This is a genomic window from Bradyrhizobium sp. USDA 3315, from assembly GCF_054056795.1.
In genome coordinates, this window is the sequence record NZ_JBSRYP010000001.1 from 3,945,022 (window position 1) to 3,969,452 (window position 24,431).

Annotated in this window: 20 protein-coding genes; 14 read left to right on the top strand and 6 right to left on the bottom strand. The window is 64.3% G+C overall.

Annotated features, from left to right (window positions below):
- Positions 1-3: 3 nt before the first annotated feature.
- From ACVIYL_RS18165 to ACVIYL_RS18200, 8 genes are read left to right on the top strand one after another with little or no spacing between them, the layout of a single operon-like run.
- Positions 4-1,134, top strand: coding sequence for an acyl-CoA dehydrogenase family protein (locus ACVIYL_RS18165; RefSeq protein ID WP_456779355.1), 1,131 nt, complete (start codon positions 4-6; stop codon positions 1,132-1,134).
- A 15-nt stretch (positions 1,135-1,149) separates the two neighbouring features.
- Positions 1,150-2,337: an acetyl-CoA C-acyltransferase gene (locus tag ACVIYL_RS18170; RefSeq protein ID WP_456779356.1), complete on the top strand. Its 1,188-nt coding sequence runs from the start codon at positions 1,150-1,152 to the stop codon at positions 2,335-2,337.
- Positions 2,338-2,358: 21 nt separating this feature from the next.
- A complete protein-coding gene (locus ACVIYL_RS18175) occupies positions 2,359-3,369 on the top strand; it encodes an NAD(P)H-dependent flavin oxidoreductase (RefSeq protein WP_057019203.1) in 1,011 nt (336 codons plus the stop codon).
- Positions 3,370-3,381: 12 nt separating this feature from the next.
- Positions 3,382-4,155, top strand: coding sequence for an enoyl-CoA hydratase-related protein (locus ACVIYL_RS18180; protein WP_456779357.1), 774 nt, complete (start codon positions 3,382-3,384; stop codon positions 4,153-4,155).
- A 40-nt stretch (positions 4,156-4,195) separates the two neighbouring features.
- Positions 4,196-5,356 carry an iron-containing alcohol dehydrogenase gene (locus tag ACVIYL_RS18185; protein WP_456779358.1) on the top strand — a complete coding sequence of 387 codons (1,161 nt, stop codon included), beginning with the start codon at positions 4,196-4,198 and terminating at the stop codon, positions 5,354-5,356.
- A 24-nt stretch (positions 5,357-5,380) separates the two neighbouring features.
- Positions 5,381-6,193 (top strand): glutathione S-transferase, encoded by an 813-nt coding sequence (locus ACVIYL_RS18190; RefSeq protein WP_456779359.1) that lies wholly within the window; start codon positions 5,381-5,383, stop codon positions 6,191-6,193.
- Positions 6,194-6,226: 33 nt separating this feature from the next.
- Positions 6,227-6,928, top strand: coding sequence for an SDR family NAD(P)-dependent oxidoreductase (locus tag ACVIYL_RS18195; RefSeq protein ID WP_456779360.1), 702 nt, complete (start codon positions 6,227-6,229; stop codon positions 6,926-6,928).
- 55 nt (positions 6,929-6,983) lie between these two features.
- Positions 6,984-8,186 (top strand): ABC transporter substrate-binding protein, encoded by a 1,203-nt coding sequence (locus tag ACVIYL_RS18200; protein ID WP_456779361.1) that lies wholly within the window; start codon positions 6,984-6,986, stop codon positions 8,184-8,186.
- A 16-nt stretch (positions 8,187-8,202) separates the two neighbouring features.
- Here ACVIYL_RS18200 and ACVIYL_RS18205 read toward each other — a convergent pair whose 3' ends face one another.
- Both ACVIYL_RS18205 and ACVIYL_RS18210 read right to left on the bottom strand, forming a co-directional pair.
- Positions 8,203-9,756, bottom strand: coding sequence for a glucosamine inositolphosphorylceramide transferase family protein (locus tag ACVIYL_RS18205; RefSeq protein ID WP_456779362.1), 1,554 nt, complete (start codon positions 9,754-9,756; stop codon positions 8,203-8,205).
- A gap of 15 nt (positions 9,757-9,771) precedes the next feature.
- Entirely contained in the window at positions 9,772-10,962 is a 1,191-nt protein-coding gene (locus ACVIYL_RS18210) for a glycosyltransferase family 4 protein (RefSeq protein WP_456781850.1), read from the bottom strand.
- 279 nt (positions 10,963-11,241) lie between these two features.
- On the opposite strand from ACVIYL_RS18210, the gene ACVIYL_RS18215 reads away from it, so the two are divergent.
- The gene (locus ACVIYL_RS18215) at positions 11,242-13,350 is read left to right on the top strand and encodes a GumC family protein (protein ID WP_456779363.1); all 2,109 of its coding nucleotides are present in this window, start codon (positions 11,242-11,244) and stop codon (positions 13,348-13,350) included.
- 119 nt (positions 13,351-13,469) lie between these two features.
- Here ACVIYL_RS18215 and ACVIYL_RS18220 read toward each other — a convergent pair whose 3' ends face one another.
- Positions 13,470-14,795, bottom strand: coding sequence for a lipopolysaccharide biosynthesis protein (locus ACVIYL_RS18220; RefSeq protein ID WP_456781851.1), 1,326 nt, complete (start codon positions 14,793-14,795; stop codon positions 13,470-13,472).
- A 617-nt stretch (positions 14,796-15,412) separates the two neighbouring features.
- Here ACVIYL_RS18220 and ACVIYL_RS18225 point away from each other — a divergent pair.
- Positions 15,413-16,633: an FAD-dependent oxidoreductase gene (locus tag ACVIYL_RS18225; RefSeq protein WP_456779364.1), complete on the top strand. Its 1,221-nt coding sequence runs from the start codon at positions 15,413-15,415 to the stop codon at positions 16,631-16,633.
- A 24-nt stretch (positions 16,634-16,657) separates the two neighbouring features.
- On the opposite strand, the gene ACVIYL_RS18230 is transcribed toward ACVIYL_RS18225, so the two are convergent.
- Positions 16,658-17,788, bottom strand: coding sequence for a GNAT family N-acetyltransferase (locus ACVIYL_RS18230; RefSeq protein ID WP_456779365.1), 1,131 nt, complete (start codon positions 17,786-17,788; stop codon positions 16,658-16,660).
- Positions 17,789-18,251: 463 nt separating this feature from the next.
- On the opposite strand from ACVIYL_RS18230, the gene ACVIYL_RS18235 reads away from it, so the two are divergent.
- The 3 genes from ACVIYL_RS18235 to ACVIYL_RS18245 all read left to right on the top strand — a co-directional run bounded on the left by ACVIYL_RS18235 (position 18,252) and on the right by ACVIYL_RS18245 (position 21,493).
- On the top strand, positions 18,252-19,106 hold the full coding sequence (locus tag ACVIYL_RS18235; protein WP_456781852.1) for a WecB/TagA/CpsF family glycosyltransferase: 855 nt from the start codon (positions 18,252-18,254) through the stop codon (positions 19,104-19,106).
- Between the two features lie 75 nt (positions 19,107-19,181).
- The gene (locus tag ACVIYL_RS18240; RefSeq protein WP_456779366.1) at positions 19,182-20,471 is read left to right on the top strand and encodes an O-antigen ligase family protein; all 1,290 of its coding nucleotides are present in this window, start codon (positions 19,182-19,184) and stop codon (positions 20,469-20,471) included.
- Entirely contained in the window at positions 20,468-21,493 is a 1,026-nt protein-coding gene (locus ACVIYL_RS18245) for a glycoside hydrolase family 5 protein (RefSeq protein WP_456779367.1), read from the top strand. The genes ACVIYL_RS18240 and ACVIYL_RS18245 overlap by 4 nt, the downstream gene beginning before the upstream one ends.
- A gap of 27 nt (positions 21,494-21,520) precedes the next feature.
- Here the strand turns inward: ACVIYL_RS18245 and ACVIYL_RS18250 are convergent, their stop codons facing one another.
- Entirely contained in the window at positions 21,521-22,732 is a 1,212-nt protein-coding gene (locus ACVIYL_RS18250) for an amidohydrolase family protein (protein WP_456779368.1), read from the bottom strand.
- Between the two features lie 140 nt (positions 22,733-22,872).
- Here ACVIYL_RS18250 and ACVIYL_RS18255 point away from each other — a divergent pair, with 140 nt between their 5' ends.
- Positions 22,873-24,162: an MFS transporter gene (locus tag ACVIYL_RS18255; protein WP_456779369.1), complete on the top strand. Its 1,290-nt coding sequence runs from the start codon at positions 22,873-22,875 to the stop codon at positions 24,160-24,162.
- Positions 24,163-24,177: 15 nt separating this feature from the next.
- On the opposite strand, the gene ACVIYL_RS18260 is transcribed toward ACVIYL_RS18255, so the two are convergent.
- Entirely contained in the window at positions 24,178-24,369 is a 192-nt protein-coding gene (locus tag ACVIYL_RS18260) for a hypothetical protein (protein WP_057019217.1), read from the bottom strand.
- Positions 24,370-24,431 lie beyond the last annotated feature (62 nt).

The following is a 24,431-nucleotide window of genomic DNA, read 5'->3' on the forward strand; positions in this document are numbered from 1 at the left end:
CGGATGGATATCCAGTTCACGGAAGAGCAGGAATTGTTGCGGTCCAGCGTCCAGCGGCTGCTGCGCGACCAGTATGACTTTGACGCCCGCCGCAAGATCGTCGCGAGCGAGGAGGGTTTTGGCCGCAAGCAATGGGCTGAATTCGCCGAGCTCGGCCTGCTCGCCGCGCCGTTCTCGGAAGCGGTCGGAGGGCTCGGCGGCGGGCCGTTGTCGACCATGATCATCATGCAGGAGTTCGGCCGCCATCTTGTCGTGGAGCCCTTCGTCGAGACGGTCGTCGTCGCGGGTGGCTTGATCGAGCAGGCAGGTTCCGACGCGCAGAGGCAGGCGTTCATCGCCGACATCATCGCTGGCACGAAACTCTGGGCGCTGGCCTGGACCGAGAAGGGCTCGCGCTTCGATCTCGCCACCGTCACCACCACGGCGCGCCGCGAGGGCAACGATTATGTGCTCACCGGCGAGAAGACGACGGTGACCGCCGCGCCGTGGGCGGATTATCTGATCGTCTCCGCGCGCACCTCGGGCCATCGCCACGATCGTGGCGGCGTCAGCCTGTTCGTGGTCGATCGCCGGGCGGCCAATCTCGACCTGCAAAGCTTCAAGACGATCGATGGCCGCAGAGCGGCCGAGGTCAGCCTGCGCGGCGTGCGCGCGCAATTGCTGGGCAGTGAAGGCGAGGGCGTCGCCGCGTTGGAGGCCTGCCGCAACCGCGCCATCGGCGCGCTCTGCGCCGAGGCGGTCGGCGCGATCGGCGAACTGAACGCTGCGACCCTGGACTATTCCAAGACGCGAAAGCAGTTCGGCGTCACGATCGGCAGCTTCCAGGTGCTGCAGCACCGGATGGTCGACATGTTCATCGCGCATCAGGAGGCGTTGTCGCTGATGCAGCATCTCAGCCTCAGTCTCAATGACGATGAGGCCGGCGTGTCTCGGCTCGCCTCGGGTGCCAAGTCGAAGATCGGCTATGCCGGCAAGTTCGTCGCCGATCAGGCGGTGCAGCTGCACGGCGGCATGGGCATGACTGACGAGCTCAATGTCGGCCACTACTTCAAGCGGATTTCCTCCATCAACATCCAGTTCGGCGATCCCGCCTATCACGTGCTGCGCTATGCGCAGCTCGACGCGGTCGCCTGATTCAGAGAGGCAAGCATGTCACAGGATGCAGTCATCGTTTCCACCGCGCGCACCGGCGTCGGCAAGGCCTATCGCGGCGCGCTGAACAACACCGACGGCCCGACTTTGGCCGGCCATGTGATGGCCGAAGCGGTGAAGCGTGCCGGCATCGCGCCCGGCGAGGTCGAGGACGTGGTGATGGGCTGCGCGATGCAGCAGGGTACCATGGTGATGAACGTCGCGCGCAAGGGTGCCATCCGCGCCGGGCTGCCGGTGACGGTCGCCGGCACCACCATCGATCGGCAATGCGCCTCCGGCCTGCAGGCGATCGCGGTCGCCGCCCGCTCTGTCATGCTCGACGGCGTCGAGATCGCGATCGGCGGCGGCATCGAGTCGATCAGCCTGGTGCAGAACGAGCACATGAACAGGTTCCACGCCGTCGACGACGAGCTGATGGCGATGAAGCCCGAGATGTACATGTCGATGCTGGAGACGGCGGAAGTCGTCGCCGAGCGCTACGGGATCGGCCGCGACAAGCAGGACGAATACAGCCTCGAATGCCAGCGCCGCGTCGGCGCCGCGTTGCAGGGCGGCTGCTTCAACGACGAGATCATGCCGATCACGACCAAAATGGCCGTGGTCAACAAGGACACCAAGGAAGTCAGCTTTCAGCAGGTGACGCTGGCGAAGGATGAGGGCCCGCGGCCGGATACCACGGCGGACGGGCTCGCCAAGATCAAGCCGGTGTTCGAGGGCAAGACCATCAGCGCCGGCAATGCCAGCCAACTCTCGGACGGCGCCTCGGCCTGCGTGATCATGAGCGACAAGGTTGCCGCGCAGAAGGGCCTGAAGCCGCTCGGCATCTTCCGCGGCTTCGTCGCCGCCGGCGTCGAGCCGGACGAGATGGGCGTCGGCCCGGTTGCCGCGATCCCGCGGCTCCTCAAGCGGCACAACCTCAAGATCGACGACATCGATCTCTGGGAACTCAACGAGGCCTATGCGGTGCAGGTGATCTATTGCCGCGACAAGCTCGGCATCGATCCGGACAAGCTGAACGTCAATGGCGGCTCGATCGCGATCGGCCATCCCTACGGCATGACCGGGGCGCGGCTCACCGGTCACCTCTTGATCGAGGGCCGGCGGCGCAAGGCGAAATACGGCGTGGTGACCATGTGCATCGGCGGCGGCATGGGCGCGGCGGGCCTGTTCGAAATCGTCCACTGAGCGGAAACGCGGGAGAGACTTGTGAAGACAGCAATCACTGAACTGTTCGGCATCCAGCATCCGATCATCCAGGGCGGCATGCATTTTGTCGGCTTCGCCGAGATGGCGGCCGCGGTGTCCAACGCCGGCGGCCTCGGCATCATCACCGGCCTGACCCAGAAGACGCCGGAGCTGCTGGCGAAGGAGATCGCGCGCTGCCGCGACATGACCGACAAGCCGATCGGCGTGAACCTGACCTTCCTGCCGAGCTTCACCGCGCCGCCCTATCCCGAATACATCGCGGCGATCCGCGAGGGCGGCGTCAAGGCGGTGGAAACCGCGGGCCGCAGCCCGGAGCAGTACATGCCGGCGCTGAAGGCGGCCGGCATCAAGGTGATCCACAAATGCACCTCGGTGCGGCATTCGCTGAAGGCCGAGAAGATCGGCTGCGACGCGGTCAGCGTCGACGGTTTCGAGTGCGGTGGCCATCCCGGCGAGGACGACATCCCGAACATGATCCTGCTGCCGCGCGCAGCGGACGAATTGAAGATCCCGTTCGTCGCCTCGGGCGGCATGGCGGACGCGCGCAGCCTTGTCGCGGCGCTGTCGATGGGCGCTGCCGGCATGAACATGGGCACGCGCTTTATCGCGACCAAGGAGGCACCGGTTCATCCCAATGTGAAGCAGGCGCTGCTCGACGCCGACGAGCTCGACACCCGCCTCGTGATGCGCGCGCTGCGCAACACCGAGCGCGTGCTGAAGAACAAGGGCGTCGACGAGCTGCTCGAGATCGAGCGCGAGAAGGGCGCCAGGCTGAAGATCGAGGACATTCATGAGCAGGTCGCCGGGGTCTACCCGAAGGTGATGATCGACGGCGAGATGGACGCCGGCGCCTGGAGCTGCGGCATGGTGGTCGGCCTGATCAACGACATCCCGACCGTCAAGGAGCTGATCGACCGCATCATGGCCGAAGCCGAAGCGATCATCCGGCAGCGGTTGACCGGCTTCCTCGACGGTAAGTTCGAAACCATGCCGGCCCGCGCGGTCGCCTGACGGGAAAGTGCCATGACCGAGCATGTCAAGGTTGAGATCGCCGCCGGCGTCATGACGCTGACCTTGCAGCGGCCCGAGAAGAAGAATGCGCTGACCGGCGCCATGTATGACGCCATGTCGCATGCTCTGAAAGAGGCCGAGACCGATCCGGCCGTCCGCGTCATCCTGTTCCAGGGCGACGGCGACAGCTTCACCGCGGGCAACGACCTCGCCGACTTCGCGAGCCAGGCACGCGGCGAAAGCGCAGTCGATAGTCCCGCGCATCGCTTCATCGAGACCATCAGCAAGGTCGGCAAGCCGCTGGTCGCCGCCGTGCAGGGCAATGCGGTCGGCGTCGGCACCACCATGCTGCTGCATTGCGACCTGGTCTATCTTGCCGAGAATGCGCGGCTGATCACGCCGTTCGTCAATCTCGCGCTGGTTCCGGAGGCGGCGTCGAGCTGGCTGCTGCCGCTCAGGATCGGGCACGCGCGCGCCTATGCGATGTTCGCGCTCGGCGAGCCGATGGACGCGCAGGGCGCGCTGGCATCGGGCCTCGCCAATGCCGTGGTGCCGCAGGCCGATCTGCGCAAGAGGGCGCATGACGCGGCGATTGCGCTGACCAGGCGGCCGGCAGGGTCGCTCAGCATGACCAAGAAGCTGATGCGCGAGCAGCAACGGATCGCGGCGCAGATCGCCGAGGAAGGCGTGCTGTTTAAGGAGCGGCTGACGACGCCCGAGGCGCGCGAAGCCTTTGCCGCCTTCGCCGAACGCCGTCAGCCCGATTTTACCAAGCTGTCGGCCTGACCGGCGGCGTAGCTCACGGACGCATCGAGGGAGTGAAAGCATGCGCGTCACCGGCAGCCATCAATACCCGACCATGGAATCCGTGATCTACGGCAGGCCGGCGGCCGAAGCGCTGCGCGAGGAGGCCGAGCGGCTGGGCGCCAAACGCGTCTACCTGATCGTCAGCCGGACGTTGAACACCACGAGCGACGAGATCGAGAAAATCCGTGACGCCCTCGGCGACCGCCATGCCGCGACCTTCGACGGCGTACCGCAGCACACGACGCGGGACGTGGTGACGCAGATCGCGCGGCAGGCCGGCGAGGCCAAGGCGGACCTCGTCGTCGCGATCGGCGGCGGCTCCGTGGTCGATGCGGCGAAGATCGTGCTGATGTGCATGGAGCACGAAATCTACGAGCCTGATGGCCTCGACGGCTTCGAGACCACGCCGGACCGCCGCTTCGGGCCGTTCCGCTCGCCGAAGGTCCGGATGATCGCGATCCCCAGCACGCTGTCCGGCGGCGAATACAATTCCGGCGCGCTGGTCACCGATACCAGCCGTAAGCTGAAGCAGATATTCAACCACCCGATGATGATGCCGCGCAGCATCATCCTCGATCCCGCGATCACGAAAAATACGCCGGAGAAGCTCTGGCTCGGCTCCGGGACGCGGGCGATGGATCACGGCATCGAGGCGATCTGCTCCAGCCGTCCCAACGTGCTGGTCGATGCGGTGTGCCAGCAGGGGCTGCGCTATCTGCACGACGGTCTGCTGCGCACCAAGGCCCACCCCGACGACGAGCCGGCGCGGTTAAGCTGCCAGCTCGGCTCCTGGCTGTCGGCGTTCGGATTGCAGTCGCGAGTGCCGATGGGCGCCAGCCACGCCATCGGCCATGTGCTCGGCGGCACCTGCGACGTGCCGCATTATTTCTGCACGGCGGTGATGATGCCGAGCGTGCTCCGCTATAACCGCCCGGCGACGGAAGCCGCCCAGCGATCGATCGCCGCTGCGCTCGGCGCGCCGGGGCGCGATGCCGGCGAGGCGTTTGCGGCGTTCATCGCGGAGCTCGGCTTGCCGCGGCGGCTTGCCGATGTCGGCGTCGGCGAAGATCGGTTTGAGCTGATCGGCCGGAACGCCATGCTGTCGATCTTCACCCGGGCCAACCCGCAGCCGATCCGCGAGCCCGGCGACGTCGTCAAGATCCTGAAGCTGGCCGCCTGAGGCATCAGCACCGGAGCAGCCGCCATGGCCGCCTTGCGCATCTTCTCCTATCTGCCGAACCCACGGGTCTGGAAGGCGACCATCGCGGCGCGGTTCTGCGGCGTCGACGTCGAGGTCAGGGGCGCGTCCGGCAAGGAGTTGCGGGACTGGTTGTGGGACTATGATGCCCGCCCGCTGGCGGAGCATGAGCGCGCCTCGCTGTCGTCGCTGGCACGGACCGGGCGGGTCGGACTGACCGGGGCGCAACTGTTCAAGACCGATGCGTTCATGGCGGCGCAGCCGTTCGGTAATGTGCCGGCCGCGTTCGGCGCCGACGGCAAGGTCGGAATCTTCGAATCGAACAGCATCATGCGCACGGTGGCGCGGCTCGGCGAGGCGAAGTTCCCGCTCTACGGGCGCGACGCCTTTGAGGCGTCGCGGATCGACAGTTTTCTCGATGTAAGCCTGGTGTTCGCGCGGGACTCGCAAATCTATCTGCTGGCGCTCTCGGGCGGCACCGTCGATGCGGCCATTCATGCGCGCGCCAAGGATGCGTTCGCGATCTATGCGTCCGGCATCGAGCAGGCGCTGTCGCCGCGGCGGGAGGCGCTGGTCGGGAACGGTATCTCGATTGCCGACATCTGCTTTGCCGCCGAACTCGCGCTGTTCATGAATGAACATGCGCGGACCGAGCAGCTGAAAAAGCAAGGATTGGCGAAAATCCTGCATTCGGGCGTGCAGGATGAGTATCCGCTGATGTTCGCTCACTTTGATCGCCTGATCGCGCATGAGCACGTCGGGCTGGATCTCAAGCCTTATGTCGAGAAGCTGCTGTCGAAGGCGGCCGCCAGACCATGAAGGCCATGGGCCGCAACGCGGAGGGTTGATCGCGTGACCGCACCTGTCTGTCTGATATCCGGCGTTGGGCCCGGCACCGGTTCGGCGCTCGCCAGGAGATTCACTGAGGGCGGCTATCGCGTCGCGCTTCTCGCCAGGAACGAGGCGCGCCTCGCCGCGCTCGAAAAGCAGCTGCCGGGCGCAAAGGCCTATCGGTGCGACGTGTCCGATCCCGCGCAGGTCGAGGCGGTGGCCTCCGCCGTGGAGCGCGATCTCGGCAATCCCGCCGTGGTCATTCATAACGCCGTCGGCGGGGCGTTCGGCACCTTCCGCGAGATCGATCCGGAGATTCTCAATCGCAACTTCCAGGTCAACACGATGGGATTGCTGTACCTGGCACGGCGATTTGCCCCGGCGATGATCGCTGCCGGCAAGGGCGCCATCGTCGCGACCGGCAATACGTCGGCGTTGCGCGGCAAGGCCGGCTTCGCGGGGTTCGCGCCGACCAAGGCGGCACAGCGGATTCTCGCCGAGGCGATGGCCCGCGATCTGGGGCCGCAAGGTGTTCACGTCGCCTATCTCGTGATCGATGCCGTGATCGATCTGGAGTGGACGCGGAAGCGCTGGCCGGATCGGCCGGACGACTTCTTCATCAAGCCGAAAGCGATCGCCGACGAGGTCTGGCACGTCGCCCATCAGGATCGCAGCGCGTGGTCGTTCAATTTCGAGATCAGGCCGTTCGGCGAAGCTTGGTAGCGCCGCGCGCCGGTCGCAAGAGTTGGTCAATTCATAAAAGCTCAGGAGGAATTTCATGTTGTTGAAGACGTTTGCCGTGTCCGTTGCGATGCTCGCGGCGCTTGCCGCGGCTCCAGTCCGCGCCGAAACGCCGGGGGTATCGGAATCGGAGATCAAGGTCGGGGCGACGTTCCCGTTCAGCGGGCCGGCGTCGCCGCTCAGCAACACCGGCAAGGGCCTGATCGCCTACGTCCATTCCGTCAATGACCGCGGCGGCATCAACGGCCGCAAGATCAACCTCATCACCTATGACGATGCCTACACGCCGCCCAAGGCCGTGGAGCAGACCCGCAAGCTGATCGAGAGCGACGAGGTGGCGTTCCTGTTCAGCCCGCTCGGCACGCCCGGCATCGGCGCGACCATCAAATACGTCACCGCGAAGAAGATGCCGCATCTGTTCGTCGTCAGCGGCGCGACCAAGTTTACGAATTTCGCGGAATTTCCGCTGACCACCACGGGACTGCCGAGCTACAACACCGAAGGCAAGATCTACGCAAGATACATTACGCAGACGGCGCCCGATGCGAAGATCGCGATCCTCTACCAGAACGACGATCTCGGCCGCGATTTCGTCGCCGCGTTCAAGGAGGTGTTGAAGGCCGATTTCGACAAGAAGGTGGTGACGTCTCCCTATGAGGTCACCGAGCCGACCATCGAATCCCGCGTGGTGACGTTGAAGGCGTCGGGTGCGCAGGCGTTCCTGATCGCCGGCACACCGAAATTTGTGGCCCAGGCGATCAAGAAGGCGAACGAGATCGGCTGGTCGCCGCTGACCATCGTCAACTATGTGTCGAGCTCGGTGTCCGCGACCATCGTGCCGGCGGGCGCGGACAAGGCGGTGGGCGTTGTCGTGGCGACCGTCACCAAGGATCCGAACGACAGGAAGTGGGCCGACGATCCCGGCATGAAATGGTATCGCGCCCATTTCGAGAAATATCTCCCAGGCGCCGATATCGGCGACAACAACTATCTGTTCGGCACCCAGCAGGGCCAGATCCTGGAGCAGGTGCTGAAGCAGTGCGGTGACGACCTGTCGCGCGAGAACATCGTGAAGCAGGCGCGCAACATCAGAGGGCTCGTGCTGCCGACGCTGATGCCGGGCATCGCCATCAACACAGGCCCCGACAACAGCATGGCCTATACGCAGCTTCAGCTGCAACGCTGGACCGGAAGCTCATGGGAGCAGTTCGGCGGCGTGCTGAGTGCCGACCTGAACTGAACCGGGTCGACCGAGGCTAGTGGAGCCGTCGCGCGATCGGCTTCGCCAGCGTGCCTTGCCACTCCCGCTGCGCTGGTCGGTCGCTTGACCGCAGGCTGTTCAGCAAGGCGGTGGTCTTCGGCTGGACCCGCGAGCCGTCGATCACCTCGAGCCGGCCGCAGCGGTTGAGCGTGTGCAGCTTGCGTCCGGTCCACAGCGGCCCGGGTTTGAGCAGATGGCGCACGGCCTGCCGGTAGGTCGTCGGCGACAGTTCGAGCACTTCCGCAAGTCCGAGCGCCGCGCCGTATCCGTTGCTGCAGTCCTGCACCGGCCGCCACAGCTTGCCGTTGATGGTCACGAAATTGCCGGCCGGCCGCGTCGTCGCGCGATCCATCAGGATCGGATTGCTTGCATGCGGCCGCCACGGCCCGAACAGCTGCTCGGCGTAATAGATCGCCAGCGTGTCGGAATATCCGCCGGTGCCGTCGCGCCAGGCTCCGAACATGTAGTAGAGGCCGTCATGCTGCGTGATGGTCGCGTCGGCGAGTTCGAGCCCGGACAGCAGCGTGCCCTGCCGTTCCCACTTGTCGGGAAAGCGAACGCATTTGTAGATCGGGACATCCCGGTGCGCGGTGCTTTCCGGGATCATCCACAGTTCGCCGTTGTTCTCGATCAGGAACGGGTAGGACAGGTGCCACGGCTCTTCGAGCACCGGCAGCACGGTGCCGACCGGACCCTTGCCGTCGAATTCGATCGCGGAGATGATGCCCTTGCCGGTGCGGTGGTCGAGGTCCTCGAAGAACACGAAGGTCCTGCCCTGCCACTTCACCGGGACGGGATCGGCATAGAAGTGATTGCCGGGATCGCCGAGCACGTTCCAGGCAGGCCCCGACAGGCCACCGGTCCGCCAGACATCCGCGTTGTCGGCGTAGCGCCAACCGACATGCCAATGCGGCGCATAGCAGCAGAGACGGTAGATTTCCTTCGCGATCGAGGTCGCGACGCCGCGCAGGACAAAGGGTGCGGGATTTCGCGGCGCGCTGGCCGCCGGCACAGCCAGTTGCGGCACCAGTCGTGGAGCCCCCGACAATATCGGCGGCAGCATGGACAAGGTGCGCGCCATCACCGTTTCGAGCCCGCCGCTCAGGCCGGCGGCGATTTCCGCCGAGGGATGGCCGCGGTCCATCACCGTGCCGTCGAGCTCGTTGACGATTTCAATCACCGGCAGGTCGCCGGCGAGAATGGCGGCCAGTGCGGAGGCTTCGCCCGCCTGTCCGTTGAAGTGTGGACGGAGATAGAGCCTGGCGGAGCAGTTCGGGTCCCGCGCGGCGGTGGTGAAGTCGACCACCACATCGGGGTTGCCCATGCGCGGCCGTTCCGCAATCGCCTTCAGCCTGTCGACGTCGCCGGCCTTGCCCTTGCGCAGCACGATGCGTTCGAGCTCGAACAGCATGTCGAGGCCGGCTGGCCTCGGCCCCGGCGTCGTCGTCCAGGCGATTTGAACGGGAATATCCTGATCGCTGACGCGCAGCGTCTCGCGGCGCATCCAGAGCCGCGCCTGCGCGCGATCGCAGCGAAACTCGATAATCATGTCCAGCCCAATTTCCTAGTGCGCGTCCACTCCCACGGCATTGCCGAGAATGCGGACGTATTCCTCTATCATGGCATCCAACGAATAACGCGACTTCAGGCCCACGGCACTTTGCCGCAGCTGGTCGCTCAACAAACGATCGGTCAGGACTTTCGACACGGCGGCCGAAAACTCCGCCTCGTTAGCCGCGTCAACGAACACCGCCGCGGGCTGTCCCTGGTAGGACAGTACCTCGCGCAGCACGGGCAGATCGTTGACGACGCAGGGAATGCCGGCGCTCGCGGCTTCCACCGCGGCGAGGCCGAAGGTTTCGGCCTGCGTCGGAAATACAAAGACGTCGAGGCACGCCAGGAATTCGGCCATCTGGCGCGGTGGAATCTCGCCGATGAAGTGCAGCCGGTCCGCGACCTTCAGCTCGTTTGCCAGGGCTCGCAGCCGTTCCTCGTCCGCGCCTTGTCCGGCGAGGGCAAGATGCCAGGATTGGTCGGAAGCCAGCAGGCGAATTGCCGCATCGAGCCGCTTGTGCGGATGCAGCCTCGCCGCGCAGCCGAGCAGCGTGCGATCCGGCGGCAGCCTGAACTGCTGCCGCGCGACGTCCTTCGGCAGGCTGCGCGACTTGTCGTCGAAGCCATGCGGGACGTGCGTCATGCGCGCGCGATAGGGCGCGGGGTAGTGGGCGTATTCACGCTCCATGTCGCGCGAATTCAGCGTGATGCACTGGAAGAAGCCGGTCGTGCCCATGAAGATGTCGGCGGCGCGCACCGGCATGCTCATCGACATCGCCGAGGACACCTGATTGGCGATCACCGGGGCTCGGCTGACGAGCCGCGACACGCCTCCGCCGATCACATTGCCGAAGTGCTGGAAGGTCAGCACGACATCGGGCCTGATGGTCCTGAGATGACCGGCGAGCGTCCACAGCATCCGCAGCAGCGCCAGCGGGTTTCCTGGACGGCTCGGCGCGCAATAGAAAGTATTGGGCGGCTCGTCGAAGGAATCCGATTTGCGGAAGAAGAACAGGTTGGCGACGTCATAGCCGCGCGCGGAGAGGCCCGCGCCGAGCAGCCGCGATATCTCCTGCGCGCCGGCGTTCTCGGCCTGGGTCTGTACCAGGACGACACGCAGCTTTGGCTTGCTCTCGTTCGATTGATTGCGTGATGCGGTCGATGCCTCGCGCAATTCTGTGCTTGGCCTGTAATGAAGCACGGCTTCCTCACCCGTCGAAGGAGAGAAATCGTCTCCCTCGCTATTGCGCGCGTACTTATCACGCGAAGCGCGCTCGTAGATCGAGTAGCGCGTGTTGAGGTTACTGCTCATTTAGTGCGATCAGACATTGCCAGCAATCGAGAGCCATTGTTTCACACATAGGGTACAGCCGGCTCGTTAACTAATTGGTTACGTCCGCATGAGGAGGGGGTAACCGTGGATTAACCATAGATATTTACATTGGAGCTGTACTGTCAGTTGAATTCGAGTAACAGCCCCATGAAGTTCGGTAGCCGCGTAGGCCCGAGACGTTCCGAACCCACGGAACCCGCCGCGTCGTGGGAAGCTGCCGGCGTGCCGACCAGCCGATCCTCTGCGGAAACCACCAAGGGCGTGCTTAGCATTCCCGGCGTGGTGGCTTTTTTCCGCGAGAACGGTCAACGCATTCTGATGCTCGCCGCGGTGATCTTCGCGGTCGGCGTCATTCTGCTGATGTTGATTCCGGCGCGCTATGCCGCGACCGCGCTCGTCGTGGTCGACCCGCGCGAGCAGCGCGTGACCACCGATCAGGACGTCCTGCCGGGGATCGGTCAGGATGCCGCAGCACTGCAGAGCTATGTCGAGATCGCCAAATCCGACGGATTTCTCGGGCCGCTGATCGAGCTACTCAAGGTCGCCGAGGACAGCGACATCTCCGGCGGCAGAACCGACCCGACGCGCCTGCTCGACCGGTTTCGCAACCGGCTCGACATCTCCCGGCGCGGATTGACCTATGTCATCGCCATCAAGTTCACGTCCAACAACCCGCAGCGTGCGGCCTACTACGCCAATGCGGTGGCTGAGGCGTTCGTCGCCAGCCAGCGTGGCACGCGCAGCGTGGCGACCGACGAAGCCGCCGACTGGCTGAAGAGCCGGCTCAAGACATTGGACGACCGCTTGCGGTCTTCGGAAGATGCCGTTGCGAAGTTCAAGCTCGAGCACCGGATCGTCAACGCCGGCAAGGAATCGACGACGCAACAATTGCGCGTCACCGATCTGACCCAGCAGGTCGCCGCCGCGCGCGCTCGCACCGAGGAGGCCAAGGTCCGCTATGAGCAACTGCAGCGCGACCTGAAGGCCAATGTCGACGGCCCCGTCAAGCAGGACCTGCTGAGTGCGCTGCGCGCCCAGCGCTCCGCGCTCAACGACCAGATCGCACAGAAGCGCGGGGTGCTGGGCGACCGTCATCCAGACCTCGTGATGGCCCTCAGCCAGCTCAGCGATCTCAACCGACAGATCGAGATCGAGCGGAAGAAGAACATCGACACCGCGAAGTCGGAATATGAGGCGCAGCGCGATCAGCAGAAAGCGCTCGAGGATCAGCAGAAGGCGGTCGAACAGCAAATCCTGGTCGACGGTCAGGCGCTCGTCAAGCTGCAGGGATTGCAGCGCGACGCCGATGCCAACAAGAATATCTACGAGCAATTCCTCTCGCGCTACAAGACCACCGACGAGCAGCGGCTGCTGCAGAGCTCGCAGACCAAGGTCGCATCGCCTGCGACGCCGCCGGTGCGCTCGACGCTGCCGCCGCTTCCGCTGTTGCTGGTCGCGCTCGCGATCGTCTCGCTGTTGACGTCGACGGCGATCGTCGCCGTTCCCGGCCTGAATCTGAAGCAGCTCCCGATCAAGGCCATTCCGCCGCTGCGTCGGGCCGAGGCGCCCGCACCGCCGGCGCCCGCCGCGCCGCAACCCGCGCCGCCGCCGGGATTGCCGGTGCTGGCCCGCATTCCCAACATCGCGTCGCCGGACGTCGTCAGAAGCGTCTGGCAGACCCCGATCTCGTCGACGGCCGAACCCGATCTCAGTCCGCATCTTCAGCTGCTGATCGAGAACATCGAGCAGCTTCCGGGAGAGCACGGCAAGGTGGCGCTGCTGCTGTCGGTCGAGGCCGGTGCCGGCGGCAGCACCGTTGCACGGTCGCTGAACCGATCCGCCGTCAAGAACGGAATGCTCAGCGTCCTGATCGAGATGGAATCCAGGCGCGCCGAGGCCGCGCCGCCGCAAGGATCGGGGATCATCAAGGCCGATCTGCCGTCCGTCGTCGAACTGCTGGGTGCCAGCAGCAAGGCGCCGCCCTATCCGCCGGACGATATTCGCGCCGATTTCGGTCTGATCGTCGTCGACGCATCGTCGTTTGCCCTGCAGCCGGCCGCGGTGGCGCTGGCTGCCCATGCTGACCTGGTGATCCTCGTGGTTCGCGAAGGGGCCGCCAACTCGGCCGCGATCGGCAAGGCGCAGACGGATCTATCCGGCTATGGTTCAGTCCCGACCGCGCTGGTCGTCAATCGCGTGGCGATCAATGCCGCCGTTCGCGGTCGCCAGGGCGAGGCGCTCGGCTTGGCGAGTTGAAGGCGGTTCAGCTGAAGCCAGAGCCTTTTCCGTTCGGATAGTATCGGAACGCGGCTCTGGATTCTTGTCTTGACGCGTTTTCTTCAGGCGAACCGGTATCGACTTCGCTCGAAAGCGATCTAGTCGTTGCTGTCCGCAACGCGGACCGCGTAGGCGTCACCTTTCGACGGCCACAGACGCGACAGCACTAGAATGGATGGGTCGACGCCGGTCCGCCGCCGGCACAGCATGTTGAGCGCGATGGTGGCGAGGACCAGCGAAGCCGTCGCCGAGATCGCGGCGCCGAGCACGCCGAGCCAAGGGATCAGCACGACAAATCCCAGCAGCCGTAGCGCCACGTTGGCTGCGACGACGGGAACATAATCACGCTCATGGCCTGTCAGCTGCAGAACAGCAGCAGAGGGCCCGCCTGCCGCCTGGAAGGCCGTTCCGATCGCGAGCACGATCAACACCCACTGCTGCGCGGCAAAATGCGGTCCGAACAGGCCGAGCAGATAAGGGGCGCCCAACCAGACAATGACGAGCCCGCTGAGCACGCAGAGCGCGGTCACCTCGGCCATCAGTTTCAGGGTATGTTCGAGCTCGCCGTGGTTCTTGCTGAAATACAGCGAGGGCAGCCGGCGCGCCCCGAACGTGTAGAGCGCAGCCGACAGCATCGCGAAGATGTTCGCCAGCCGCGAGGCGGCGAAATAGACGCCGGCGGTGGCCGGATCCAGCATCCAGTAGACCAGGATGACGTCGAAATACTGGTTTGCCGCCTCGAGAATGGAGGCGAGCCAGAACCGGAATGCGCTTTTGTTCCAGCGTGAGGCCTCGAAGCGCGCCGTGACCGACCGCAGGTTCGGCAGCACCCGCACGATCGATACGATCTGCACGACGAGCCCGAGGGCCATGGCGGCCGACATCGCGCTAAACAGCTCGGCGGGGGTGAGCTGCCGGTGGCCGAACAGCACCGCGATCAGGAACAGGACGACGGCGACGCGCCAGAAGAACTCTCGATTGCCTTCACCCATCAGGATACTGACCAGCGATCGCGCGATCTGGCTGCCGAGCATCAGCCCTGCATTGATCGCGGTGAACGCCGAGACCGACAGGATCAACAGCCACCACTCGCCGCGAATGCCTGCCACCGCGGCGATCGCGGCGATCGAAATCAGCATCCCGATGGCGGAGTTCTTCAGGCTCGACAGCAGCACACCCTTGGTGAACTCGGCCTCGCCGCGCACCTCATACTCGTTGAGAAACCGAACCAGGAGCAGTTCCTGGCCGACCAAGCCCACCACCGAGGCGATCTGGGCGACGGAGAGCAGGGTTGCGAAGTCTCCAAACGCGTCGGGCGTCATCGCCCGCGCGGCGAGCGAGAACAACGCGAATGCGAGCCCGCCGCTACCAACCTTGAGCAGGATGGTCCCGGCAACGCCGCGCGTAACGTCGCGCTGTAACAATTGGAGCACGGAGGCAATCACCAGAGACGTCTCAATATCCAGTCGGGCTGTTGACCGCAGCAATCGGTGAAGCCTGGAGTGTTAATGTTCTCTTGCTAAGATTCCGTTCCTTTCGAAGGGCTGCCGGGCCCAACGCAGTTGTGAACAGGACCAGGTCGCGTTGCTCCATTCTGGAACGGCGCCGTCTGCCCTGTCTCCAAACGGCGCAGGTTGGATTTGTCTCCAGCGCCGGGCCCAGTGGCGCGGATCTAGCCGGAAGAGACCGCGCTTGCGCGTCAACGCCATTTGTCGCTGCTCGATGGCCTGGCAATCGCCTCGCCATCCCGCTGCGGAGCCTGCAAAGGATCGGTTTCATGGCCGACCGTCGTGCAAGCCATGTGCCGAGAGACCGCTGATCGTGGTCCGGACGTTGTCATTAACCTCGATTCTGGAACTCGCCGTGCTCGATCGGCAAGGTGACACCGCAGGCAAGGAAATTGCAGTTCTGCGGCCACTAGAGCTTTTCCCGTTCCGATGGAATCGGAACGGGGCTCTAGATTCTTGTTTTGACGCGTTTTCTTCACGCGAACCGGTATCCACTTCGCTCGAAAACGCTCTAGCCGTCGGAGCGGACCATCATGATTGCCGAGAAAAGTGCGACCAAGCCGATCGTGGCCTGCGAGACCGAGGTCATCGAAGCGGACGTCGCAATTGTCGGAGCCGGTCTGGCAGGCTCGCTTGCAAGGGCTGTGCTCGCCCGAGCCGGATACCGCGTCGTCCTGATCGACAAGCGTTCGATCCCGCCGGACGAATTCCGGGTCGAAAAAATCGCCGGACGGCAGATCGATATCCTGCGCCGCCTCGGCTTCATCGACGACGTCGAGGCCATTGCCGCGCCCTATGACCGGGTGCTCAACATCAGGAGCGGCAAGCTGGTCGATATCGGCGTCGGCCGGTCCTACGGGATTTCCTATGCCAACCTCGTCAACATGGCACGCGGCCTGACGCCTGATGCGTCGAGCTTGCTGCTCGACCAGGTGACCAATGTCAGCTGCAGCGAGGAACGTCAGCAGTTGACGCTGGCCTCGGGAAAACGCGTCGTCTCGCGTCTGGTCGTTCTGGCGACCGGCATGGCGAACGTGCTCGGCCACAGTCTCGGAATGCGCCGGCAGATGCTTGCTGCGCGCCACTCTGTCTCGTTCGGCTTCACGATCGCACGGCCGGACAACGCGCCGTTCGATTTCGATGCGCTGACCTGCTACGGCGAGGAGGCGGCTGACGGTGTCGACTATCTCAGCCTGTTTCCGATGTCGGGCGGCATGCGGGCGAACCTGTTCATGTTCCGCGATCCGACCGATCCGATCATGCGCGAGCTGCGCCGCGACACCAGACGGACGCTGCTTCGCCTGATGCCGGGATTGCAGCCCTATCTCGGCGATTTCGAGGTGGTCGGCCAGGTGCAGAACTGGGTCATGGATCTGACCGTGACCGCGGGCCATCTGCAGCCCGGCGTCGTGTTGATCGGCGATGCGTTTCAGACCAATTGTCCCGCGGCCGGAACCGGCGTGGGCCGCCTCTTGGTGGATGTCGAACGTCTTTGCACGGACTATGTGCCGCGCTGGCTGGAGACCGCCGGTATGGGCGTGGACAAGATTGCGCAGTTCTATTCCGATCGGGACAAGCTCGCCGCCGATCAGCACTCGCTGCAATTGGCGAACTTCCGCCAGGCCCTGACGTCGAACACCGGTGTGCGCTGGAACTTGCGGCGGAAGCTGCACTTCCTGCGCCGCATGATCACGCACCGGGTGGACCGGATTCATCCGGGATGGGTGATGCGCGTCCGCGGCGCGCTCCGCTGATCGGGCTGCCAGCGCCGGGCGGCGCTAGCGCGTGCCGGTCGAAGTGCGGACCGGCCTGAAATCGGTCACACGCTTGGCGGCCTGCTTGATCCAGGGCGCCTGCTTCAAGGCAAACAGCGCGAGCGAGCCGGCTGCGCTCCCGGCCTGCGTCACGGCCGACATCGGCGTCGGCTGACCGCCGAACTGCATCTTGTATGGTTCGTCACCGATGGTGAAATCGAGCACCCGGTCGCCGCGCTCGATGCAATCCCTGGCGACGCCCTCGAATGTCAGCGCGCCGATCGATTGGCTCTTGTACCCGTCGACATCGAACGCCGTCATGACGACGAGGACGCTGCCGCGGTGGACCAGCCCAAGCGCGGTGGCGATGACGTTGCCGTCCATCTTCATGGCGTAGAGCCGGGCAAACGAGCCCATGCCGCGAAGCGCCACGCTCGAGTAGAAATCGAAATACTCCGGTCGCTGCAACAGGTCGCCATCACCCTGTTCGTGAAACCGCGGTCCGCGAAACTTTCTCATCGTCTCCATGGCTTCGCCGACGGAGGCGCTATCGTCGCAGCATGAGAAAGTGAGCGTGCCTTTCTTGTGGATCTGGCGCCATTTCTTTGCCAGCTCCTTCTGGTACGACTTTCCCATTGCATTGATCTGCCACTGCTCGAACGGCGCGACCAGGACCGTCGCGTAAGCATTGGTATCCATCAGGCTGCGGTGGGGCGCTCCGAGCAGATTCTCGATCGGCATCCTCGCATCGAGCAGCTTGGGTATGCGCAGCAGGTCGAACGGCCGCAGCAGCTGTCGAAGCCGTTCGCAGGCACGCTGGTCTTGCAGCAGGTCGGTGAATGTCGCGATGCTGCACACCGGCGACAAATAGTCGGACACGCGGAGATCGGCGAATTCGATGGTGCGCATCGGGCCGCGCCGCACGCGCAGCATCGGCAGCACGGCCGCAAGCGACTTGTTCGCACGATGGCGGATGGCGACGACCAGCGGCTTGGCCGACGCGGCGGGAGCGAGCTTGCGATAAAGGCTGTCCAGCCACAGCGGATGCTGGAAGGCGGTCGCGTCCGAGCCTTCAAATAACTTGACGTACTCTTCAGACAGGAAGTCGAATGCGTCGTCGATGCTGACATCGAACGCGTCATCATTCTTGTTCATGTGAGACCAAACAAAACGACAGTTTCAAAGCGCCGATTGTATCCGGCACGCGGCCGTTATAGCAAAGGTCGATCGGCTCGGGCAGCGGCAGAATACGATTTGTATTAATGCAATGCCTCGACCTTTGCACATTGTTGCTAGGTCGAGCCATTGCCTTCATCGCATCGACTGCGATCGGCTGTCATCTCAACGTGGCCGCGTCCGAGGGATCAGCATCGTTAACAATCCCTTAAGGATGCGTTCAATCGCGCCGTGGTGAGATATCGCGCCCGGTCTGGACCGGATATTGCAGTTAAGGGCTCGCAAGTCCTGGAGTTCCGCCGAAATGCTGAGTCACAGCCAAAAAACCCGCGCTTTCTACGCAATTTCGTCCCCGCAAGCCGACCGCAAGCCGCCTCGGCGTCTCAATTCGGACATGGCTGCTCCGCCTGTCCGGATTTGCGACACGTCGCGGGCCGAGCGGATGTCCCCGGCGCCGGCGGAGATCGGATCATTGCCACACGGCGCGCCGGAGCGGCGTATCAATCCTGTCGGCAGGGCTGCGACGGCCGGTGTCCCCCGGGCGACCATCGGCGGGCTGCGGCTCGCCGTGCTCGATCGCGAGCAGACCGCCGAGTTCATGGTCGAGGCGGTGCATCCGAGCCGGCGCGCCAATCGTCCGCTGTATCTGACCTCCGCCAATGGCGAGGTGCTGTCGCGCTGCTCGACCGAGCCGATGACGGACCGGCTGTTCCGTACCGCTGACTTGATCAACGCCGACGGGCAACCGCTGGTCATGGTGTCCAAGCTTCGGTCGCCGAATCCGCTTCCCGAGCGCGTCGCGACCACGGATCTGTTTCACGACGTCGCGCGCAAGGCGGAAGAACTCGGGCTGACCTTCTATCTGTTCGGCGCCAACGAAGCCGAGAACAAGGCTGCCATCGCCAATGTCCGCCGGGCCTATCCGGCACTCAAGATCGTCGGCCATTCGCACGGTTATCTGCGCGGTGACGCGCTGCGGGCCAAGGTGGACGAGATCAACGCCCTGGCGCCGGATTTTCTCTGGGTCGCGCTCGGCGTGCCCTATGAGCAGGCTTTCGTCGACGAATTCATGCCTCGGCTCGGCAATGTCGGCGTCATCAAGACTTCGGGCGGGCTGTTCAACTTCCTGTCCGGCTCGCGGCCGCGTGCGCCGAGATGGATGCAGATCGTCGGCCTCGAATGGGCCTGGCGCCTGTGGCTCGAGCCGCGGCGGCTGTTCTGGCGCTACCTGACGACCAACCCGCACGCGCTCTATCTGCTGTTCAACCGGACCCGATCCTCGTCAACGAAAGACTGACGCCTCTCACGAGTGCAATGTGCTGCTCCGATCCACCGGAGCAGCAAGCTCATTCCATGAGCGGAGTACAACCGAATGGACGGACGTGCGATCGACAGTTCGATCTGGCAGGCACCCGGCGTCGGGGCGGAAAATTTCGCCAGGACCGTCGTCAGTTGGTCGATCACCATCAATGTGATCATGTCGATGGGGACCTTCCACGCCGCGCTGCTTCCGACTGAATTGACCCTGGTACAGCAAGCCGTCGCCCTGCTGATGTGGGGCGTCCTGATCTACGCAAGCCTGTTCATCCGTCCCTGCCTGCGGCTGGCCCTCAATCTCGACACGCTCGTGATCGTCGCGTTCTATGCGTTCGCCACTGTTTCCGTGCTGTGGACCAATCTCGGCGTGGCGGCCCTGATGAAGGCCGCGGCGCTCGCAATCACGACGCTTGGCGCGTTCTGCATGATCACCCGCGTCGATATCGACGACATCGTGACATCGGCCACCCGCGGCCTGTTCGCGTTGATCGCGGCCTCTGCGCTTTGTGCGGTCGTCCTCCCGGACATTGGGGTCGATCAGACCTGGATGCACAAGGGGCAGTGGCAGGGTGTCTTCGAGTCGAAGCAAACCCTCGGCTTCGCTGGCGCTTATCTCATGTTCTTCGCCTGCTATCGAAAGATAGCGGGACAAGGATGGCTGCCGTTCCTCGTGACGTTCGTGCTGGCCTCCACCTGCGTCATGCTTTCGGAGTCGCGCGGCGCCGGCGCCCTGTCGCTGGTTGCCTGCGCGCTGCTGCTCACCTCCCTGTGGTCGGTCCGGTGCATGCAGGTCTACGCGATCCTGCCATGTGTCATGTGCGTCGCGGCAGCGCTATTGATCCTGTATTTCTACACGACCGGATACGATTCGATTCATGCCTTCGACACGACGATCGACTTCACCGAGCGAACCTTCATCTGGCAGTACGCCATCAGCCATTTCGATGACGCGCCGCTGTTCGGATTTGGCATCAACGGATTCTGGACCAATCCGGCGATCTACGACTATTTCAACCAGAACCACGGCTGGGTGCTCGACAATTATCACAACGGCTATATCGCCATTCTCGTCGAGACCGGATTCCTGGGCTATTTCCTGTTCACGGCGAGCGTCTTCCTGTTTTCCTACAAGGTGCTCTGCCTGATCGCAGGGCGGGCGATCGACCGTCTGCACTGCGCGTTGATCATCGGATTCGTCTTCCTCAACTGCCAGACCAATTTCACCGAGACGGTCTTCCTTCGCTCGACGATGTTCACGTCGGTGCTGCTGATCGCATTCTTCCTCGCCATCTGCCGGCCGGTGCCGTCATCGCGGGCGCAGCCGCGCGAGTTGGAGCAGCCATGACCGCGTTCCGATTGCTTCTGCAAAGAGCCTTCGTCATGCTGGCGGCGGCGGCACTTGCTCTCCCGCTGATCGCGCCGGCGAACGCTGCGGGGCAGGGGGCATCGCCGGTCGCCGCGGCATTGGGGCGCGGCATCAATATTCTCGGCTATGATGGCATCTGGGAAGGCTACCGGAACGCGCCGTTCCGCCTGGAAAACCTCGCCGCGATTCGCAGGGCCGGCTTTTCCCATGTCCGGATCAACTTCTTCGGCTTCAGGCATATGGACTCCGGCAACATCCTCGATGACGCCGTCCTGCGGCGGCTCGATGCCGTGATCGAGCAGGTGCTGGCGAATAGGCTCGTTCCGATCCTCGATGAGCATGACACCGATCTCTGCCAGCGCGACGTGGCCGAATGCGGCGTGAAGCTCAAGGCATTCTGGCGCCAGGTCGCATCGCGCTATGCGGGGAAATACCCGGCACTGGTGTTCGAGATCCTGAACGAGCCCGGCGGCAACATGACCTCGGCCGAATGGAATGCGCTGCTCGGCGATTGTCTTGCCATCATCCGGGATACCAACCCGAAGCGCACTGTCGTGGTCGCGATCCTGAACACCGAGGAGCTGCCGATCGATCAGCTGGTGCTGCCTGCCGGCGACCGAAACCTGATCGTCACATTCCACTATTACCTGCCGCTGCAATTCACCCATCAGGGCGCGCCGTGGTCGCCGACCTTCTCGAAGATCGGTCCGTTGAGCTGGGGCTCTGCGGAAGACTTGGCCACGGCCGCGGCCGATTTCGACAAGATCCGATCCTGGTCCGAGAGGGAGCAGCGCCCGATCTATCTTGGCGAGGTCGGCGTCTATGAGCGCGCGCCCGCGGAGAGCCGCGCGAAGTATCTGTCGTTCATGGCGAGAACCGCGGAACGCAATGGCTGGGCGTGGGCTTACTGGCAGTTCGACCACGATTTTGCGGCCTTCGACGGCGCCCGGCAACGCTGGAAGGCGGACATCCTCCGCGCGATCATTCCCCCGGTCCGCTAAGCCGTTCGATTGGACGCAGCGTCCGATTCAGGATTGGCCGGCGGCCTTGACGACGCGATTGTCCCGCGCAACGAGCACGCCACCCTTGTAGACTGAACGCCCGGACGGCCGCGCCACCACGGCCTCCTGGATATGCACGGCGTTCAAGGTCACGAAATCGGCCTTGGCCCCCACATGCAGGCCGTAGTCCTCGAGCCTGAGCGCCTTGGCGCCGGCCGCGGTGATCATGTCGAACGCGATCGCGAGCTCCTCATCGGTGTAGAAGCCCGAGCGGTATCCGATCATCATGGCACGGCCCAGCATGTCGCCGTCGCCATAGGGCCACCAGGAGTCGCGGATGTTGTCGTTGCCGCTGAACACCGTGACGCCGGCCTTCCTCAACAGGGCGACCGGAGGGAACGGCCGGCTGCCCGGCGCATTCGTCATAATTGCCACGCCCGAACGCGCCAGACTGTCGGCGGTCTTCTTCAGTACATCGGCGGGAATGTCGCCGAGCCCGTAAGCGTGGCTGACGGTGACGCGGCCCGCCATGCCGAGCGCGCGCGTTCGCGCCGCGATCTGCTCGACCTCGAAGGCACCGAGCATGCCGCCGTCATGAAGATGGATATCGACATCGACGCCGTGCTTTTGCGCAACGCCAAACACGACGTCGAGATGGCCCTCGACATCCCGGTCGAAGCTTGCGGGATCGAGCCCGCCGACGGCATTGGCGCCGAGCTTGATCGCCTCGTCGAGCAGTTGCGGCGTGCCGGGGCTGGTGAGGATGCCGTTCTGTGGAAACGCCACGAGCTGGATATCGATCAAGTCCCTGTATTCCTCGCGAACCCCGAGGATGGTCTCCAGCGACTTCAGCCCCACCGAACCGTCGACCATGACGTGACTGCGCATCTGCGTCGTGCCATGCCCGATGCAGAGGTCGAGCTGGTTCCGCGCGCGCACGTCCATCGGAGCGGCCGCGGCAAGGTTCTCGGCCTGAAACGCCACCCGCTCATGGACGTCGAATCCGTCGGTGCAGGGACGGTGCGGCCGCCAGGTATCGCCGTAAAAACTGGTGTCGAGATGGATGTGGCCTTCGACGAAGCCGGGCACGACCAGCGCGTTGCCGAGATCGACGATCTCGACTCCGCTCGGGCGTTCGCCTTTCGCCTCAATCGCAACGATGCGGCCGCCACGGACCAGCATATCGCGGCTGGCGCCGTCACCGAACCGGGCGTTGATGAAGAGTTTGTCGGCTGGCATCGGATCTGTTCCTCTTGTCGCTTGCGTCGCATGCAGATCGCGCGGCTCTCCATGCCTTGCCTAACATGGTCAGAGGAATAATACTCCGCTCGCACAAGCAGACAAGGAACCTCGCACAAGCAGACAAGGAACCGAGAGCGTTGCCGGAGATTGCAAGCGGGGAACAGTTCGATGTCAAGCGCGCAGCCTTTGCCGCGACCATCGGCAACATGCTGGAGTTCTACGACTTCATCACCTACAGCTTCTTTGCGACCGAGATCGGCCGCACCTTCTTCCCCGCGCACAGCGAATACGGCAGCCTCATGCTGTCGCTTGCGACGTTCGGCGCCGGTTTCCTGACGCGGCCGATCGGCGGCATCGTGCTCGGCATCTTCTCCGACCGGGTCGGACGGCGGCCGGCGATGCTGCTGAGTTTCGCGCTGATGGGCGGCGCGATCCTGACCATCGCGCTGACGCCGTCCTATGCCGCGATCGGCATTGTGGCGCCGATCATCGTGATCCTTGCGCGGATGGTGCAAGGATTTGCGCTGGGCGGCGAGGTCGGGCCGACCACGGCCTATCTGATCGAGATCGCTGCACCGAGGAACCGCGGCCTCGTGGTCGCCTGGCAGCCTGCCAGCCAGGAGATCGCGGCGACGGTGGGCGCGCTTGTCGGTGTCATCCTGAGCAGCACGATGGCGCCCGACATGCTGCAGACCTATGGATGGCGCGTCGCGTTCCTGCTCGGGGCGGTTTGTCTGCCGTTCGGCATCTGGATGCGCCGCACGCTGCCGGAAACCGTCTCGCATGGCGAGCACGTCGGTGGGCAGGTCGAACGCTCGAGCCATGTCGCGCTGGCGCGGCGGCATCTTCGCGTCATCGTGCTGGCGGTGATGATCCTGGCCAGCGGCACGATCTCGACCTATGTGACGCAATACATGACGACCTACGCCAAGAATACGCTGCATGTGTCGCCGTCGCTGGCGTTCACGGTATCGCTGGTCAGCAACGGACTGCAGATCATCGGCGCGGTGCTGGGCGGCTGGCTTGCCGACCGGCTCGGCCGCAAGCCGATCATGATCTGGCCGCAGCTGGTCGTGCTGGTGCTGACCTATCCGGCCTTCCTGTGGATCGTCCAGGACCCCGGCGCGTGGTCGCTGCTGTTCGGCTTCGGCATCCTGTCGTTCATCGGATCGCTGCCGTTCACCGCGTTCTATGCCGCCTTCACCGAAGCGCTGCCGCAGAGCATTCGCGGCGGCGTGTTCGCCACGATCTACGCGGTCGCCATCGCGACGTTCGGCGGCACCGCGCAACTCGTGGTCACGTGGCTGCTGCACGTGTCAGGCGATCCGCTGGCGCCGTCCTGGTATCTTCTGCTCGCGGCGGCGGTCGGCATCGTGGCCATGAGCCTGATGCCCGAGACCGCCCCGGTGAAGGTCGGCGAGAAATAACGCCGGCAGACGCGCTCAATCCATGTCGCGAAAGGCGTGGCCGTTGGCCTCGATTTCCTTCACGAGCTGCGGCGGCAGATTGGCCTGCGCCGAGGTGCCGTCGAACACCCAGTCCTTGGCGTCGGCAAGGTCGGGAAGGCCGGCGCCCTTGCGGACGTAGAGACCGACCGATGCCTTCTTCGGATTGATGTAGAGATCGTAGTCCATTGCGCGCCTCCTCTCCGTTTCACGTTTGGCGGAAGCTCCGGCAACGGCCGGAGACTTCCCGG

Coding starts and splice junctions, on each gene's coding strand:
- ACVIYL_RS18165 (WP_456779355.1), top strand. CDS start 4: ATGGATATCCAGTTCACGGAAGAGCAGGAATTGTTGCGGTCCAGCGTC.
- ACVIYL_RS18235 (WP_456781852.1), top strand. CDS start 18,252: ATGTCCCCGGCGCCGGCGGAGATCGGATCATTGCCACACGGCGCGCCG.
- ACVIYL_RS18205 (WP_456779362.1), bottom strand. CDS start 9,756: ATGATTATCGAGTTTCGCTGCGATCGCGCGCAGGCGCGGCTCTGGATG.
- ACVIYL_RS18230 (WP_456779365.1), bottom strand. CDS start 17,788: ATGAACAAGAATGATGACGCGTTCGATGTCAGCATCGACGACGCATTC.
- ACVIYL_RS18240 (WP_456779366.1), top strand. CDS start 19,182: ATGGACGGACGTGCGATCGACAGTTCGATCTGGCAGGCACCCGGCGTC.
- ACVIYL_RS18215 (WP_456779363.1), top strand. CDS start 11,242: ATGAAGTTCGGTAGCCGCGTAGGCCCGAGACGTTCCGAACCCACGGAA.
- ACVIYL_RS18250 (WP_456779368.1), bottom strand. CDS start 22,732: ATGCCAGCCGACAAACTCTTCATCAACGCCCGGTTCGGTGACGGCGCC.
- ACVIYL_RS18180 (WP_456779357.1), top strand. CDS start 3,382: ATGACCGAGCATGTCAAGGTTGAGATCGCCGCCGGCGTCATGACGCTG.
- ACVIYL_RS18225 (WP_456779364.1), top strand. CDS start 15,413: ATGATTGCCGAGAAAAGTGCGACCAAGCCGATCGTGGCCTGCGAGACC.
- ACVIYL_RS18245 (WP_456779367.1), top strand. CDS start 20,468: ATGACCGCGTTCCGATTGCTTCTGCAAAGAGCCTTCGTCATGCTGGCG.
- ACVIYL_RS18260 (WP_057019217.1), bottom strand. CDS start 24,369: ATGGACTACGATCTCTACATCAATCCGAAGAAGGCATCGGTCGGTCTC.
- ACVIYL_RS18190 (WP_456779359.1), top strand. CDS start 5,381: ATGGCCGCCTTGCGCATCTTCTCCTATCTGCCGAACCCACGGGTCTGG.
- ACVIYL_RS18170 (WP_456779356.1), top strand. CDS start 1,150: ATGTCACAGGATGCAGTCATCGTTTCCACCGCGCGCACCGGCGTCGGC.
- ACVIYL_RS18200 (WP_456779361.1), top strand. CDS start 6,984: ATGTTGTTGAAGACGTTTGCCGTGTCCGTTGCGATGCTCGCGGCGCTT.
- ACVIYL_RS18185 (WP_456779358.1), top strand. CDS start 4,196: ATGCGCGTCACCGGCAGCCATCAATACCCGACCATGGAATCCGTGATC.